The organism is Micromonospora sp. LZ34 (assembly GCF_052981855.1).
Map to the genome: position 1 here is coordinate 380,184 of NZ_JBRIQN010000002.1, position 15,758 is coordinate 395,941.

Here is a 15,758-nt window from a genome sequence, read left to right on the forward strand (position 1 = left end):
TGGGCCGGACCACCTTGGCAGGCCGGCGGATCTGTCGTACGGTGACACCGACGTAACCCACGGGAGCCCGGTTGACCGGGCTGAGAGGGGGGCTGGGAGCCCCCGACCGTCGAACCTGATCCGGGTAATGCCGGCGCAGGGAGGAGTGTTGCCGTGCCGTCCCTTGGGCGACTGCATCTGGTCACCGACACCCGACCCGGGCGGGATCCGCTCACCGTGGTCCGGGCCGCCCTCGCGGTGGCCCGCGCCGAACTGGTGGTGCAGGTCCGGGTGGAGGATTCCGCGACCGACCGGGAGGCGTACGACCTGGCCCGCCGGGTGGTCGCGCTCTGCGCCGGCTACGGCGCCACCTGCCTGGTCAACGACCGGCTGCACGTGGCACTGGCGGTGGGCGCCGGCGGCGGGCACGTCGGCGCGGACGACCTGCCGGTCGGCGCGGCCCGCCGGGTGCTCGGCTCCGCCGCCGTGCTTGGCGCCACCGCGCGTGACCCGGGCACCGCCGCCGAAGCGGTCGCCGCCGGGGCCAGCTACCTGGGCGTCGGCCCCTGCCACCCGACCGCCACCAAGGAGGGCCTGCCGGACCCGATCGGCCCGGCCGGGGTGCGGGCGGTCGCCGCCGCGGTGGACGTGCCGGTGATCGCCATCGGCGGGGTCACCGCCGCGAGCGTGCCGGCGCTGCGGGCCGCCGGGGCGTACGGGGTGGCGGTGGTCGGTGCGCTGTCGGGCGCCGCCGACCCGGGTCGGGCGACCGCCGACCTGCTCGGGGCGCTGACGTGCTGACCGCCGGCCGGCCGGACGTGGCGGTGGTCGGCGCGGGGCCGATCGGGTTGGCCGTCGCCTGGCGGTGCGCGGCGCGGGGACTGCGGGTGGTCGTGCACGACCCGGCCCCCGGGTCCGGGGCGTCGGCCGTGGCCGCCGGGATGCTCGCCCCGGTCGCCGAGGCGTACTTCGGCGAGCGCGAGCTGACCGGGCTGCTCTGCGAGTCCGCCGCGCGCTGGCCGGCGTTCGCCGCCGAGCTGACCGGGGCCAGCGGGCTGCCGATCGGCTACCGGACCGAGGGCACCCTGATGGTCGGGCTCACCGCCGACGACCTGGCCGAGGCGGGCCGGCTCTGGGCGTACCAGCAGGGGCTCGGATTGCCGGTGACGCCGCTGCGCCCCTCGCAGCTTCGCGACCGCGAGCCGGCGCTGGCGCCCCGGGTGCGCGGCGGCGCGCTGGCCGCGACCGACCACCAGGTCGACCCGCGGCTGCTGGTGCCGGCGCTGCGGGCCGCCGCGGAGGCGGCCGGCGCGGTGCTGGTGCCCGGCGCGGTGCGCCGGCTGTCCGAGGTGGACGCCGGGGTCACCGTGGTGGCCGCCGGCTGCGGCGCCGCCGCGCTGGCCGGCCTTCCGGTCCGGCCGGTGAAGGGGCAGGTGCTCCGGCTCCGCGCGCCCGGCGACGAGGCGCCGGGCTTCCGACACGTGATCCGGGGGTACGCCGACGGCGAGCACGTCTACCTCGTGCCCCGCGCCGACGGCGAGGTGGTGGTCGGCGCGACGGTCGAGGAGCGTGCCGACCGCACGGTCACCGCCGAGGCGGTGCTGCGGCTGCTCCGCGCCGCCGTCGACCTGCTCCCCGAGCTGGCCGGGTACGACCTGGTGGAGGCGGTGGCCGGGCTGCGCCCCGGCACGCCGGACAACGCCCCGATCCTCGGCCCGCTGCCCGGCCGGCCGGACGTGCTCGCCGCCACCGGCCACCACCGGCACGGCATCGTGCTCACCCCGGTCACCGCCGATCTGATCGCCGGCCTGGCCGCCGGGGATGCGCCGGACCCGCTGCTCGCCCCCTTCACGCCCGACCGGTTCGGGCCGGCCCGCCCACCCGAGCCGGCGACGCCGCCGCGGCCGGACCGGGCGGTGCCGGCCCGCCGACCCGGGCAGGCGGCGCCGCAGCGGCCGGGCGGCCCGCCGGCGGAGCACCTCGACCGGATCGCGCAGGCCGAGGCAGGCGGCCCAGGCCGGTCCGCCCGCACCCGGCCGGACCAGCAGACGACGGAGGAGGACAGGTGGAACTGACGGTGAACGGCGCCGGGCGGACGGTGCCCGGCGGCGCCACGGTGGCCGAGCTGGTGCGAGAGGTCACCCCGGAGCAGCGCGGCGTGGCGGTGGCGGTCAACGGCGAGGTGGTGCCGCGGGCCGGGTGGCCGGCGACCGTGCTGCGCGACGGCGACCGGGTCGAGGTGCTCAGCGCCGCCCAGGGCGGGTGAGTGCGGTGACCTTCGAGCTGGGCGGCGTCGCGTTCAACTCCCGGCTGATCCTCGGCACCGGGGGCGCGGCCAACCTGCACGTGCTGGAGCAGGCGATCCGGGCGTCCGGCACCGAGCTGGTCACCGTCGCGCTGCGCCGGGTGGACACCACCCCCGGTGGGCTGCTGGCGCTGCTCGACCGGTGCGGGGTGCGGCTGCTGCCGAACACCGCCGGGTGCTACACCGCCGGTGAGGCGGTCAAGGTGGCGCGGCTGGCCCGGGACGCGTTCGAGACCGACTGGGTCAAGCTGGAGGTGATCGGCGACGAGCGGACCCTGCTGCCGGACGGGTTGGAACTGCTCCGCGCCGCCGAGGAACTGGTCGCCGACGGGTTCACCGTGCTGCCGTACACCAGCGACGACCCGGTGCTCGCCCGCCGGCTGGCCGACGTGGGCTGCGCGGCGGTCATGCCGGCCGGCGCCCCGATCGGCTCCGGCCTGGGGGTCTCCAACCCGCACCACATCCGGCTGATCCGGCAGAGCGTGGACGTGCCGGTGATCCTCGACGCCGGCATCGGCACCGCCTCCGACGCGGCGCTGGCCATGGAGCTCGGCTGCGACGCGGTGCTGCTGGCCAGCGCGGTGACCCGGGCCGCCGACCCGGTGGCGATGGCCACCGCGATGCGGTACGCGGTCGAGGCCGGCCGGCTCGCCGCCGGCGCCGGCCGGATCGCCCGCCGCTTCCACGCCCTCCCGTCCACCCCCGACGACGGCAGGCCCACCCTGTGACCCCGCCTCCAGGGGCGGCCGCCACTCAGGCCAAAGCCGATCTTGGAAGGAAACGGCCCCTGGAGGGGCCGGAATCCTCCAAGATCTCGTCGGGCACCCCGCGGGTGCCCGCCGGGGTCGTGGTGGTGACCGATCGACGGGTGGCGCGGCGGCCGCTGGTCGAGGTGGTGGCGAGGGCCGTCGATGGCGGAGTTCGGTGGGTGGTGCTGCGGGAGAAGGACCTGCCCCGCACCGAACGATCGGCGCTCGCGGCGGAACTGCGGCCGATCCTCGCCGAGGTCGGCGGCACCCTGATCGTCGCCGGCCCCGACCCGCTCGACGGCGACGCCGTCCACCTGCCGTCGGCCGGCCCCTACCCGCCACCGCCGCTCAACCTCGTCGGCCGCTCCTGCCACGACCGGGCCGAGCTGGCCAGACTCACCACAGAGGACTACGCCACCCTCTCGCCCGTCTTCCCCACCAGGACCAAACCCGGCTACGGCCCACCCCTGCACCCCGACCGGCTGAGCGAACTGATCCGGTGCAGCCCGGTGCCGATCCTCTCCCTCGGCGGCATCGAAACCCCCGACCAGGTACACGCCTGCATCAAGGCGGGCGCGGCAGGAGTGGCAGTCCTCGGCGCCGTCATGCGCGCCGACGACCCCACCAAGGCCGCCGCCACGCTGACCAGAGCCTTCCAAGCGGCGACCACCACCCGGCACGGTCGGCCGCAGCCCCCAACCGCAACCACGACGAGCGCGCACGGTCGGCCGCAGCCCTCAAGCGCAACCACTCGAGGAGCGACGTGACCCCCACCACCGTCCTCACCATCGCCGGCTCCGACTCCGGCGCCGGCGCCGGCATCCAGGCCGACCTCAAGGTCTTCGCCGCCCTCGGCGCGTACGGGACCAGCGTGCTCACCGCGGTCACCGCGCAGAACACCCGGGGCGTCGACGCGGTCCTGCCGCTGCCCCCGCGCACGGTCGCCGACCAGTTGGAGAGCGTGCTGGCCGACTTCGCCGTGCGCGCGGTCAAGACCGGGATGCTGGGCAGCCCGGCGGTCGCCGACGCGGTCGCGGACGCGGCCCGGGCCGGCCGGCTGCCGCACCTGGTCGTCGACCCGGTGCTGGTCGCCACCAGTGGACACGCGCTCGGCGTGGTCGCCGCCGTCGAGCGGCTGCTGCCGTACGCCGAGGTGGTGACGCCGAACTGCGCGGAGGCCGCGGCCATCACCGGACGCCCGGTGACCACGGTCGAGGAGATGGTCGCCGCGGCCGAGGCACTCGCGGCGGGCGGCCCGGCGCACGTGGTGGTGACCGGCGGCGACGTGGACGCGGACGGCGAGGCGGTCGACGTGCTGCACGGCGGCGGCGTCACGACCCTGCTGCGGGCGCCCCGGGTGGCCACCCGGCACAACCACGGCACCGGGTGCTCGTTCTCGGCGGCCATCGCCGTCCGGCTGGCCCTCGGCGATCCGGTGCCGGCGGCGGTGCGGACCGCCAAGGAGTACGTGACCCGCGCGCTGACCGGCGCGCGGGACTGGGAGTTGGGCGCGGGACGCGGCCCGCTGGACCACTTCGGTTGGTCCGGTTGATCACCAGGGAGGCTGTCATGCAGGCACGTGGCAAGGTGTACGTCGAGGGTTCGCGGCCGGACGTCCGGGTGCCGTTCGCCGAGGTGGTGCTGACCGGTGACAACCCGCCGGTGCGGCTCTACGACACCTCCGGGCCCGGCTCCGACCCGGCGGTCGGGCTGCCGCCGCTGCGCGGACCGTGGATCGCCGAGCGCGGGGACGTCGCGCCGGTGCGGGGCGCGGGCACTCCGCTCGCGGGCGCGGACGGCCGACGTCCCACCCAGCTCGCCTACGCCCGGGCCGGCGTGGTGACCCCGGAGATGGAGTTCGTGGCGATCCGGGAGGGGATGGCGCCGGAGTTCGTCCGGGACGAGATCGCGGCCGGGCGGGCGGTGCTGCCGCTCAACGTCAACCACCCGGAGTGCGAGCCGGCGATCATCGGCAAGGCGTTCCTGGTGAAGGTGAACGCGAACATCGGCACCTCGGCGGTCACCTCGTCGGTCGCCGAGGAGGTGGAGAAGCTGACCTGGGCGACCCGGTGGGGCGCGGACACGGTGATGGACCTGTCGACCGGCAAGCGGATCCACGAGACCCGCGAGGCGATCGTCCGGAACTCGCCGGTGCCGATCGGCACCGTGCCGATCTACCAGGCGCTGGAGAAGGTCGGTGGCGACCCGGTGAAGCTGAGCTGGGAGGTGTTCCGGGACACCGTCGTCGAGCAGGCCGAGCAGGGCGTGGACTACATGACCGTGCACGCCGGGGTGCTGCTGCCGTACGTGCCGATGGCGGTCGACCGGGTGACCGGAATCGTCTCCCGGGGCGGCTCGATCATGGCCGCCTGGTGCCTGGCGCACCACCGGGAGAACTTCCTCTACACGAACTTCGCCGAGCTCTGCGAGATCCTGGCCCGCTACGACGTGACCTTCTCGCTCGGCGACGGGCTGCGGCCCGGGTCGATCGCGGACGCCAACGACGAGGCGCAGTTCGCCGAACTGCGCACCCTGGGCGAGCTGACGAAGGTCGCCTGGGAGCACGACGTGCAGGTGATGATCGAGGGCCCCGGGCACGTGCCGATGCACAAGATCAAGGAGAACGTGGACCTCCAGCAGGAGTGGTGCCACGAGGCGCCGTTCTACACGCTCGGCCCGCTGACCACCGACATCGCGCCCGCGTACGACCACATCACGTCGGCGATCGGCGCCGCGATGATCGGCATGTTCGGCACCGCGATGCTCTGCTACGTGACCCCGAAGGAGCACCTCGGGCTGCCGGACCGGGACGACGTGAAGGCCGGCGTGATCGCGTACAAGATCGCGGCGCACGCCGCCGACCTGGCCAAGGGGCACCCCGGCGCGCAGGCCTGGGACGACGCGCTGTCCAAGGCGCGGTTCGAGTTCCGCTGGGAGGATCAGTTCAACCTCTCGCTGGACCCGGAGACGGCGCGGTCGTACCACGACGCGACGCTGCCGGCGGAGCCGGCGAAGACCGCGCACTTCTGCTCGATGTGCGGGCCGAAGTTCTGCTCCATGAAGATCACCCAGGAGCTGAAGGAGTATGCGGCGCGCGGTATGCAGGACAAGTCCGCGGAGTTCGTCTCCTCCGGCGGCCGGGTCTACCTGCCGCTGGCCTGACGCCCGGCGGTGCTGGCGACGTTCCTTCGGGTGCGGTTGTTGTCGCTGGAGCAGCAACAACCGCACCCGGAGAACGGTCAGTCGCGGTGGTGGCGGCCGGTGGAGCGCAGCGAGCGGCGGCCGCTCTCCTGCTCCGGTTCGTTGTCCGCCAGGGGCCGGCCCAGCCCGGCCACCCAGTCGACGTACTCCTCGTCCTGCGCCGGCAGCGGCTCCTCGTCCGCCTCGTCGGGGCTCTCCTCGCCGGTCCGGGCGCGGTTGCGCCGGAACAGCCCCAGCCGGCCGCGGACCCGGCCGCCGTTCTGCTCCGTCCCGGCGGGCGTCGACCCCGGGTCCGCGTCGGCGGGTGTCTCGGCCGCGTCGTCGGCCGCTCCGTCCGGGGTGGATCCGTCGGGCGAGGCGCCGTCCGCCGGCGACACCGGACCGGCGCGCCGGGCGGTGGCGAGGGCCTCCCAACTGGCGGCCCGATCCAGGTCGGGCAGCGGAGCCCGGTGCCGGGGCCGACGGGTGGGCTCGGGCGTCTCCTCGACCGGGGCCGGTCCGGTCGCCTCGTCCCGGACGGCGGGCGCGGGCCGGGGCGGCGCCGACCACGCCGGCGCGACCGGCCCGGTGGAGCGCGGCGCGGCCGGCCGGTCGGGCGTGGGTGTGGCGGGTTCCGGCACCGCCTTGTACACCGGCCGGGCGGGCTCGGGCGTCACGCCGTGCCGCTCACCCACCTCGGGAGCCTTGGCTGTCGCCGGTGTGCCGGTGGCGTCCACGATCGGGGGCGGGGGCGCAGCGTTGGCGTCCGCGGTGGTGGGCACGGGCGGGACGGCCGCTGCGGCGGCCGGCGTGCGCGTGGCGGCCGTGTCCCCGGCGTGGGCCGGGGCGGCGCCCGGGGTGCGGGCCGCGGTGGGGGCATCGCGGCCGGCGGTGGCTGCGGAGCCGGCGGCCGCTTCCGGGCCGGCCGAAACGCTGCCGGGCCCGGTCCGACGGGCCGAAACGCCGCCGGGTCCGGTCGGGGCGACCGAGGCGCTGCCGGGCGCGGTCGGACGGGCCGAAATGCTGCCGGGCTCGGTCGGAGGGGCCGAGGCGCTGCCGGGCGCGGTCGGACCGGTCGAGACGCTGCCGGGCGCGGTCGGACCGGTCGGGGTGCCGCCGGGCACCACTGGCTCGGCAGCAGCGCCGGCGGCAGCGGTGGCGGGCGTCGCCGGGGCGGCAGCCGGGGCGGGCGGGTCGGCGCGCTTGGTGGCGGCCTTCGCCTTGCGCGCCCGCCGGGGTCGGGGGGCGGGCTGTTCGGCGGCGTCCGCGGCGCCGTCGGCCGGCTCGGCGGCTACCGACTCCTCGCGCGGACCGGAGGCGGCCGGGCGGCGGCTCGTCCGGCCGGCGGCCGGGGTGCCGGCGGGGCGGGACGACCGGGCCTTCCTGGCGCTGCTCGCCTGCTCGGCCGCGTCGTCCGCCGGGACGGGTTCCGGGCGCGCGTCCGACGCGGCCCGGTCGCCGCCGGTCGCCGCCGCGGGGTCCGTCGTCCCGGCGACGGTCGACGTCGCCGCGGCCGGGGCGGGCTCGGTGGGCGAGGTGGACCGCGCCGCGCCGCGGGTGGACCCGGCCGGCGCCCCGGGCGTCGCGGGGAACGTCGTCGGCTCGGCGAGGGTCGCCCGGCTCTCCGCCGGCTGGTCCGGCGACGCGGTCCGCGGGGCGGGTGCCGCCGTCGTGCCGCCGCCGCGTGGCCGGTCCGCCACCCCGGCGGCGGTCAGCGGGGCGCCGGTGGTGTCCCGGCCGGCCGGGTGGTGGTCGCCGGCGCGCGGGGGCAGGTCGCCGGTCGGGCCGGCCGCCGGCCAGTCCCAGTGCGCCGGGGCGGCCCGGCCCGTGGATCCGCCGGCGGTGGGCACGGTGCCGATCGCGTCCGTGCCGGTGGTCCGGGCGGCCAGGTCGGCGCCGGCCGGTTCGGCGGCCGGCTCGGTCCGCGCCGATCCGGCCTCGGCGGGCGCCCCGGCGGTCGGCAGGTCCGGACCGGCGGGCAGCGGTCGCAGGATGTCGGTCGGTTCGATGGCCTGCGTGCCGGGGGCCGGCGTGCCGGCGGCGTGCGCGCCGAGCGGCCAGCGCGCCAGCGCGGCGGCGGCCGAGCCGAGCGCGCCGGCGGCGACCGCGAGCAGGGCGCCGTAGTAGGGCGCGAGCTGGTAGCGGTCGACGACGTCGCCGGGACCGGCGGTCAGGTAGGCGAACGCCACCAGCACCGGCCCCGCCGCCCCGGTGGCCCCGGCCACCAGCGGCGGGTGCCCGCGCCAGCGGGCCGCCGCCCCGGTCGCCGCGCCGGCGAGCAGGGCGGTCGTCGGCAGGACCAGCATCGCCAGGCGCTGCGCCGCGTCGGCGTCGAGCCAGGCCGGCTCGAGGACCCCGAGCCGGACCATCGGCAGCGGCCCGGTGGCGGCGAGCGACGGCGCGACCGACAGCAGCGCGAGCAGCCAGAGCACGCCGGCGACCGCCGCCATGTTCCAGCCGACCGGCGGCTTGACCAGTACGGCCAGCGCGGCGCCCGCACCCACCACCGCGCCGAGGACGGCGCAGATGCCGACCGCCCAGACCGGGTCGACGGAGACCAGCTCAGCGGCCCGCGCGGGCTGCATGCACAGCGGCGCGACCACGGTGGCGCCCAGCGCGGCGGCGGCCGCGACGGCCAACTGCCGCCCGGTGCCGGTGAGCGGACCGTCCCGCCGGGCCATCCGTTCGGTGAGGACGGCACCGACCACGGCGGCGTTCGCCGCGCACCAGCCGACCCAGACCAGCTGGGCCGGCCACTGGTTGACGGTGACGCCGGTGAAGCTGCCGGTGAGCCGCAGGATGCCGAAGCCGTACGCGAGGCCGAGCTGACCGGCGCCGGCCAGCAGGCTCACCCCGAGCGCGGTGAGCAGCAGTCTGCTCCAGGTCCGAAAGGCCATGTCCGGCACGTTACGGTCCGGTGCGCCCGATCGCCACCGGCACGCCGTGCGGCGTGCCGGCCCTGCTCGCGGCGGGTCTACTTGAGTTCGACCAGGCGGGCCAGGTAGGTGGTCTCCCCGACGTTGGTGAGCATGTGGACGGCGCCCGGGTCCCGGTAGACCACCCCGCCGGTCGGCTCGTCGGCGTCGATCCGGGTGCCGTCGATCGTCTGCACCACGTTCTTCGCGCCCTGGATCGCCACCACCAGGTACGGGTGGTCGTGCCGGTGCAGCGGCTGGCGCTCGCCGGGTTCGAGCCGGATGTGCCACACCCGCACCCGGTCGTTCTCGTACACGATCTCCTGGCCCACCGGCCCGAGCTCGTGCTCGTCGATCACGTCGGTCATCGGTCTCCGTCCAGGTGGGGGAGCACCTCGGCGGCGATCAGCTCGAGGTGGTCCAGGTCGGCGAAGTCGATCAGTCGCAGGTGCACCCGGGTGGCGCCGGCGGCGGCGAACTCGCCGATCCGGTCGACCAGCTGCGCCGGCGAGCCCACCACCGGGTCCTCCGGCGGCAGGGCGCTCTTCACGTGCAGCGGAGCGGCCCGCCGCCGGGCCTCGGCGTCGGTCCGGCCGATCGCCACCACGATCCCGGCGGAGAGGACCAGCGGCGGCCGCCCGGAGGCGGATCGGCCGGTCCGCTCGCTGGCCTCCCGCACCCGCTCGTACGCCTCGGCGGTCTCGGCGACGGACTTGAACGGCATGTTGAACTCGTCCGCGTACCGGGCGGCCAGTTCCGGGGTGCGCTTCGGGCCGCGCCCGCCGACGATCACCGGCGGCCCGGGCGTCTGCACCGGCTTCGGCAGCGCGGGCGCGTCCAGCAGCCGGTAGTGGTCGCCGGTGAAGCTGTACGTCTCGCCGGGCGGGGTGCGCCACAGCCCGGTGATCACCTCGAGCTGTTCGGCGAGCCGGTCGAACCGTTCGCCCACCGCGGGGAACGGGATCCCGTACGAGGTGTGCTCCCGCTCGTACCAGCCCGCGCCGATGCCCAGCTCCACCCGGCCGCCGCTCATCTGGTCGACCTGGGCCACCATCACGGCCAGCGGGCCGGGCGGCCGGAAGGTGGCGGAGGTGACCAGCGTGCCGAGCCGGATCCGGGTGGTCTCCCGGGCCAGCGCGGCCAGGGTCAGCCAGGCGTCGGTGGGACCGGGCAGTCCCGGGTCGTCGCCCATCGACTGGTAGTGGTCGGCCCGGAAGAAGCCCTCGAAGCCGCCCGCCTCGGCCAGCCGGGCGAAGCGGAGCTGGTCGTCGTAGCTGGCGCCGCGGTGCGGCTCGGTGAAGACGCAGACCCGCATGCTCATGACGCCACTCCGTTGAGCTGGCTGATTCGCTCGCTGCGCTCGCTCATCGTTCCTCCGCGCCGGCGGGCGCCGGCGCGTCCCGCTCCATCAGCAGCTCGTGCAGGTCGGCGCTGACCTGGGCGACGTCCGCCAGGTGCGCGTTGCGGCCCAGGGTGCGTGGCCGGGGGATGGTCACCTCGACGATCCTGCGGATCCGGCCGGGGCGGGGGCTGAGCACCACCACCCGGTCGGCCAGCAGGACCGCCTCGTCGATCGAGTGGGTGACGAAGACGACGGTGGGCGAGCTCTCCATGTGGATCCGCTGGAGTTCGCCGGAGAGTTCCTCCCGGGTGAGCGCGTCGAGCGCGGAGAACGGCTCGTCCATCAGCATCACCCGCGGTTCGCCGATCAGCGAACGGCACAGCGAGACCCGCTGCTGCATGCCGCCGGAGAGTTCGTGCGGCAGGCGCTTCTCGAAGCCGGCCAGCCCGGCCAGGTCGAGCAGTTGCCGGGCCCGCTCCCGGTGCCTGGCCCGTTTCCAGCCGAAGATCTCCACCGGCAGCAGGACGTTGTCCAGCACCGTGCGCCAGGGGAGCAGGGCCGGCCGCTGGAAGAGCATCGCGATGTCCCGGCGCGGGCGGGTGATCGGCGTACCGGCCACGGTGATCTCGCCGCTGGTCACCGGGAGCAGGCCGGCGATCAGCCGCAGCAGGGTGGACTTGCCGCAGCCGGAGCGGCCGAGCACGGCCACGAACTCGCCCTCGGCGACGTCAAGTTCGATGCCGCGCAGCGCCTCGACCCGGCCGCCGCGACCGTCGAAGGTGCGAGACACCCCGGACACTCGGATCATCTCCGGCGGCCTCCCCTGAGTGGGCGATCAGGAACGCGGCAAAGGGTATCCGGCTCGTGCCCATCACGCACCGTCCGGGGTGGACGTCAGTTTGTTTCCGTTCCGCAACCCGGTACGCCTGGCATCACAAAGGTCTGTTTCTCGTACGCTGTGCGCGCGAAGAGTCCCCTCACGACGGTGGTGTCGGCTTCACCCCCTCCGCCGACCCCGCCAGACAACCCCTCCGGTGGCCCTGCCGGCCCCGGTCGGAAAGGACATGGTGCACTGATGAGAAGGCTGACCCGTACGGTCGCCACGGCCGCCCTGGCCACCGCCCTGGCCCTGGTCACGGCATGCAGCGGTGGCTCGGACTCCGGTGACGACGCCAAGGGCCCCGAGGGCGCGGCGCTGGAGAAGGTGACCTACCTCACCTCGTTCGGCAACTTCGGCCGCGACTCCTACGCCTGGGTGGCGAAGGAGAAGGGGTTCTTCAAGGACGCGGGCTTCGACGTGGAGATCAAGCCGGGTCAGGGCACCGGCGCCGTGATCCAGACGATCGTCGGCGGCCAGGCCCAGTTCGGCCCGATCGACCTGACCGGCGGCCTGCTCCAGCTCGGCAACGGCCAGGCGAAGGACTTCGTCGCGGTGGCCGCGATCCAGCAGCGCACCATGGCCGCGATCGCCACCGTCGAGGGCAAGAACATCGCGTCGCCGAAGGACCTGGAGGGCAAGAAGCTCGCCGACACCCCCGGCTCCGTGGTCCGCAACCTCTTCCCGACGTACGCCCGGATGGCCGGCGTGGACGCCAGCAAGGTGACCTGGGTCAACGGTGAGGCGCAGACCCTGATGGGCACCCTGGCCAGCGGGCAGGTCGACGGCATCGGCCAGTTCGTCGTCGGGCAGCCGACGATCGAGACGGTCACCAAGAAGAAGGCCGTCATGCTGCCGTACAGCAACGTGATGCAGGACCTCTACGGCAACGTGCTGATCACCTCGGCGAAGATCGCCAAGGAGAAGCCGGACATGGTCAAGCGGTTCACCGCCGCCCTGCTGAAGGGCCTGGAGTACAGCCTGGCCAACCCGAAGGAGGCGGCCGAGCTGTTGAAGAAGAACGTCGACGCGACCAACGTCGACGCCGCCGCCGCGGAGCTGCAGCTGATGGCCGGGTACGTCCGGTCCAGCAACTCCGGCACCGCGCTCGGCACCCTGGACAGCGGCCGGGTCGCCAAGAGCATCGCGATCCTGCAGGGCGCCGGCTCCCTCAAGCAGAACCTCACCCCCGACCAGATCATCGATTTCAACCTCGCGCCGAAGGCCTGAGGCGACGCCGACCCGTGCCACGGGGGTGCGACCCAGCGGGATGACCCGCGGGCCGCACCCCCGTCGCGTGCCGGCGGTGGCCGGCAGGAGAGGAGGACCCGTGACGGAGACGACCGGTACCCGATCCGGCCCTGCGGGGGCGGAGCGAGGGGCCGACGCCCCGACCGGCGCACCCGGGGTGGCGACGCCCGGCACGCCGCCGGCTGTCGCGGCCGGACGCCGGCCGGACGTACGCCCGGCGGCGGTCGGCCTGCCGCTGCTCGGCCTGGTGATCGCGCTGACCGCCTGGTGGCTGGTCACGTCGGTGCTGGAGCTGGTGCACCCGGCGTCCCTGCCGCCGCCGCAGGCGGTGTGGACCGCACTGACCTCGACCGCCGACGTGCTGCTGCCGGCGCTGGGGCGCACCACCCTGATGACGCTGGTGGGCTTCCTGCTCTCGGCGGTCGCCGGGGTGCTGATCGGGATGACGCTGGCCGCCTCCCGCCGGGTCGAGCGGATGTTCGCCCCGTTGCTGGTGGCGGTCAACGCGGTGCCGAAGATCGCCCTCGGTCCGCTGTTGGTGGTCTCGGTCGGCTGGGGCGAGAAGCCGATCCTGACCATGGTCTTCCTGCTCTGCTTCTTCCCGATCGTGCTCTCCACGGCGACCGGGCTCACCACCACCCCGGCGGACCTGGCCGAGCTGGCCCGGTCGCTGAACGCCTCGTGGTGGCAGGCGTTCCGCAAGGTGCGCTTCCCCGCCGCGTTGCCGCAGATCTTCGTCGGGCTCAAGGTGGCCATGCCGCTGGCCGCGATCGGCGCGGTGATCGGCGAGTTCTACTCGGACCTGCCGGGGCTGGGCTACCAGATCCTCCAGTACAACGGCATCGGGGACACGGCGACGGCCTGGGCCGCGATCGTGCTGATCGCGGCGATGAGCATCGTGCTCTACAGCGCTCTCTCCCTGGTCGAACGCCTCGCTCTGCCCTGGGTCCGCGAAACCACCTCGGCCAGGTGACGACCCCTGCCACCCGCCGGGGGCAGCTCGGTCCGCAACGGCCGGGCAAGCCGCTGGTGCAACGCTTCTCCGCGTTGCCCGACAGAGTGCTGCCTGCGTCGCAGCAGGTCGGGTCAGCTGCTCAGCGACGAGCCCCGGACCATGAAGGTCCGGGGCTCGCCCCACGCTGCCGCTCGTCTCCGGTCGGTCAGCAGTACGGCGACGCGGAGGTGTTCCAGGCGGTTGCCCAGACCCTGCCCCCCGGCAGGAATGTCTCGTAGTAACCGTTGCCCCCGCGACGGAAAGAGATCTCCTCGACCCTGTTCGGCGACTTGTACACGATCGACTCGTAGCCTACGGTCTGGTACTCGTTGACCAGAAAGTTGTCCGCCTTGCTCCAAGTCTGCGTGCCGACAACACCATCGGCCGTCAGGCCGTACCGCTGCTGGTACTTCACGGTAGCGGCTTGGGTGGCCGGCCCGAAGTCGCAGTCGACGCCGGAGGTGGCGAGGTAGCCCTCGGCGACCAGGATCCGTTGCCACAGCGCGACAGCCGTGCTGTAGCGATATGAACCGTATCGGCTCAGCGTGGCCTCGTCGCCGAAGTCGTCGGTCACGGCACCAGATCCGGAGATGACGCCCTGGGCGGCCGAAGCCCGCGCTGGTGCGGGGCTGACCAGCCCGGCGGTCAGCGCCGTTGCAGCCACGCCGGCGGCGGCAACCCGCGCCCACCTACGCCCGGCTCTTTTCGCATGTCGCATATGCCGTCCCACCTCATGGATTAGAGTGAGGGATGTACATATTTACACCCCGTAACGAGATGCTGCCTTGTTCCCCTGGGTTGTGGCAATCTGATCCTCGAACGGAGTTCCGGGTTGCTCAGGGCGTCTCGCAGCGGCAACCCTGCTGCCAGAACTGTGGCTCTCCATCTGCTGATCAACACGCCCTGACAGCCGTCCCGCTGGTTGGCGACGCCACTAGCCGGCCAGACGCCAGCGGCCCGCACGGGCGACCAGCGTCGTCAGCGCCTGCGGCATCAGCCCGGAGTGGTTGTCCGGCGTCATCCGGATCGGCCCGGAGAGGCCGTCGAGCTGCGCGGTCTCCAGGACGTCGCGCAGCGCGTCCCGGTTCACCACGCCGGGCTCGCCGCCGGCTCGCAGTTCGGCGTCCGCGATGAGCTGTACGGCGTCCGCGGCGAACGAGGAGGAGCCGTGGTAGCCGCCGAAGCGGGCGGTGTAGTCCTGGAACCACTGCCGGCGGGCCGCCTTCGCCGGGGTGGTGGCGATCACGTCGTCGATCACCATGGTCTGGGTGAAGATCAGCGTGGCCCGCTCGGTGGCCCGCCCCGCGGCGCCGAGGAAGAGATCGCCGGCCGCCACCGCGTCGAAGAAGAGCGACCCGTCGAAGCCGGCCTGCTGCGCCGCGGTCGCGGCGAGCGTCGCCTGCTCCGGCGGGGTCCACACGACGACCGCGTCCGGCTTGCCTGCGGTCAGGGCGGTCACCTGCGGGCCCACCTCGGTATCGGTGGTACGTACCGAGCCGTCTCGCACCAGCCGGATGCCGGCGTCACGGAGCTCGTCATCCAGTGCCTTCAGCCCTTCTCGGCCGTAGGTGTCGTCGCTGTGCAGCACCGCCACCTTGCGGATGCCCTTGCGCCGCAGCTCGGTAGCGAGTGCGGCGGCGCTGTCGACGGCGTTCGGGGCCAGCTTGAACACGTACCGGCGCTCGGCGACCGGGCTGGCCACCGCGCTGGCGGGGGCCAGGGCGATGGTGGGAATTCGCTTTTCGTTGATGGTCCGGACCGCGCCGACCGCGCATTCGTTACAGCCGCCCATGATGATCGCGCTGACCCGGGAATCGTCGCTGAAGTCGGTGATGTTGCGCAGCGACTCGCTCGCGTCGGACCGGTTGTCCTTCACCCTGAGTTCGATCTTCCGGCCGTTCAGCGCGCCGGAGGCGTTCAGCTGGTCCACCTTGAGTTCCAGGGCCCGCTGGTACGCCTTTCCGACCGGCGCCGCCGCACCGGAGAGTTCGAGGTCCGCGGCGATGACGATGGGACTCGTGTCCTGCTCCGCCGCGCCGAACTGGCAGCCGGTGAGCGTGGTGGCCAGCACGGCCGATGCGAGCACCGCGATGGTCGCGGAGCGGATGGGGCTCAACTCAGTCCTCCAGGTGCGGCGCGGGCGCTGCCCGGTCACCGCCGGTTGTC

The 15,758-nt window shown here is 74.7% G+C and carries 15 protein-coding genes and 1 riboswitch; of the genes, 9 read left to right on the forward strand and 6 right to left on the reverse strand.

What is annotated here, in order from left to right; translation table 11 throughout:
- Nucleotides 1-49 precede the first annotated feature (49 nt).
- A riboswitch (TPP riboswitch) is annotated at nt 50-159 on the forward strand.
- The 7 genes from thiE to thiC all read left to right on the forward strand — a co-directional run bounded on the left by thiE (nt 154) and on the right by thiC (nt 6,195).
- Nucleotides 154-780, forward strand: coding sequence for a thiamine phosphate synthase (gene thiE / locus ACVCAH_RS04185; RefSeq protein WP_447134673.1), 627 nt, complete (start codon nt 154-156; stop codon nt 778-780). (Overlaps the previous riboswitch by 6 nt.)
- Nucleotides 774-2,054, forward strand: a complete 1,281-nt coding sequence (gene thiO, locus ACVCAH_RS04190) for a glycine oxidase ThiO (protein ID WP_447134674.1) — start codon at nt 774-776, stop codon at nt 2,052-2,054. The genes thiE and thiO overlap by 7 nt, the downstream gene beginning before the upstream one ends.
- Entirely contained in the window at nt 2,045-2,245 is a 201-nt protein-coding gene (thiS, locus tag ACVCAH_RS04195) for a sulfur carrier protein ThiS (RefSeq protein WP_447134675.1), read from the forward strand. Before thiO ends, thiS begins: the two co-directional genes overlap by 10 nt.
- Entirely contained in the window at nt 2,242-3,012 is a 771-nt protein-coding gene (locus tag ACVCAH_RS04200) for a thiazole synthase (protein ID WP_447134676.1), read from the forward strand. The genes thiS and ACVCAH_RS04200 overlap by 4 nt, the downstream gene beginning before the upstream one ends.
- 104 nt (nt 3,013-3,116) lie before the next feature.
- Entirely contained in the window at nt 3,117-3,800 is a 684-nt protein-coding gene (locus ACVCAH_RS04205; protein ID WP_447134677.1) for a thiamine phosphate synthase, read from the forward strand.
- The gene (thiD, locus tag ACVCAH_RS04210) at nt 3,797-4,585 is read left to right on the forward strand and encodes a bifunctional hydroxymethylpyrimidine kinase/phosphomethylpyrimidine kinase (protein WP_447134678.1); all 789 of its coding nucleotides are present in this window, start codon (nt 3,797-3,799) and stop codon (nt 4,583-4,585) included. The genes ACVCAH_RS04205 and thiD overlap by 4 nt, the downstream gene beginning before the upstream one ends.
- A 17-nt stretch (nt 4,586-4,602) precedes the next feature.
- Nucleotides 4,603-6,195, forward strand: coding sequence for a phosphomethylpyrimidine synthase ThiC (thiC, locus tag ACVCAH_RS04215; RefSeq protein ID WP_447134679.1), 1,593 nt, complete (start codon nt 4,603-4,605; stop codon nt 6,193-6,195).
- 77 nt (nt 6,196-6,272) lie between these two features.
- On the opposite strand, the gene ACVCAH_RS04220 is transcribed toward thiC, so the two are convergent.
- From ACVCAH_RS04220 to ACVCAH_RS04235, 4 genes are all read right to left on the reverse strand, one after another.
- Entirely contained in the window at nt 6,273-9,110 is a 2,838-nt protein-coding gene (locus tag ACVCAH_RS04220) for a hypothetical protein (RefSeq protein ID WP_447134680.1), read from the reverse strand.
- Nucleotides 9,111-9,187: 77 nt separating this feature from the next.
- A complete protein-coding gene (locus ACVCAH_RS04225; RefSeq protein WP_447134681.1) occupies nt 9,188-9,496 on the reverse strand; it encodes a cupin in 309 nt (102 codons plus the stop codon).
- Nucleotides 9,493-10,443, reverse strand: a complete 951-nt coding sequence (locus ACVCAH_RS04230; RefSeq protein WP_447134722.1) for an LLM class F420-dependent oxidoreductase — start codon at nt 10,441-10,443, stop codon at nt 9,493-9,495. Before ACVCAH_RS04230 ends, ACVCAH_RS04225 begins: the two co-directional genes overlap by 4 nt.
- A 49-nt stretch (nt 10,444-10,492) precedes the next feature.
- Complete coding sequence (locus ACVCAH_RS04235; RefSeq protein WP_447134682.1) at nt 10,493-11,278, reverse strand: ABC transporter ATP-binding protein; 786 nt, start codon at nt 11,276-11,278, stop codon at nt 10,493-10,495.
- A 267-nt stretch (nt 11,279-11,545) separates the two neighbouring features.
- Between ACVCAH_RS04235 and ACVCAH_RS04240 the strand changes: the two genes are divergently transcribed.
- Both ACVCAH_RS04240 and ACVCAH_RS04245 read left to right on the forward strand, forming a co-directional pair.
- Complete coding sequence (locus ACVCAH_RS04240) at nt 11,546-12,577, forward strand: ABC transporter substrate-binding protein (RefSeq protein WP_447134683.1); 1,032 nt, start codon at nt 11,546-11,548, stop codon at nt 12,575-12,577.
- A gap of 100 nt (nt 12,578-12,677) precedes the next feature.
- Nucleotides 12,678-13,571, forward strand: a complete 894-nt coding sequence (locus ACVCAH_RS04245) for an ABC transporter permease (protein ID WP_447134684.1) — start codon at nt 12,678-12,680, stop codon at nt 13,569-13,571.
- Nucleotides 13,572-13,758: 187 nt separating this feature from the next.
- Here ACVCAH_RS04245 and ACVCAH_RS04250 read toward each other — a convergent pair whose 3' ends face one another.
- Together ACVCAH_RS04250 and ACVCAH_RS04255 are read right to left on the reverse strand one after the other, a co-directional pair.
- Nucleotides 13,759-14,166 carry a peptidoglycan-binding domain-containing protein gene (locus tag ACVCAH_RS04250; RefSeq protein ID WP_447134685.1) on the reverse strand — a complete coding sequence of 136 codons (408 nt, stop codon included), beginning with the start codon at nt 14,164-14,166 and terminating at the stop codon, nt 13,759-13,761.
- 360 nt (nt 14,167-14,526) lie between these two features.
- The gene (locus ACVCAH_RS04255; RefSeq protein ID WP_447134686.1) at nt 14,527-15,708 is read right to left on the reverse strand and encodes an ABC transporter substrate-binding protein; all 1,182 of its coding nucleotides are present in this window, start codon (nt 15,706-15,708) and stop codon (nt 14,527-14,529) included.
- Between the last annotated feature and the right edge of the window lie 50 nt (nt 15,709-15,758).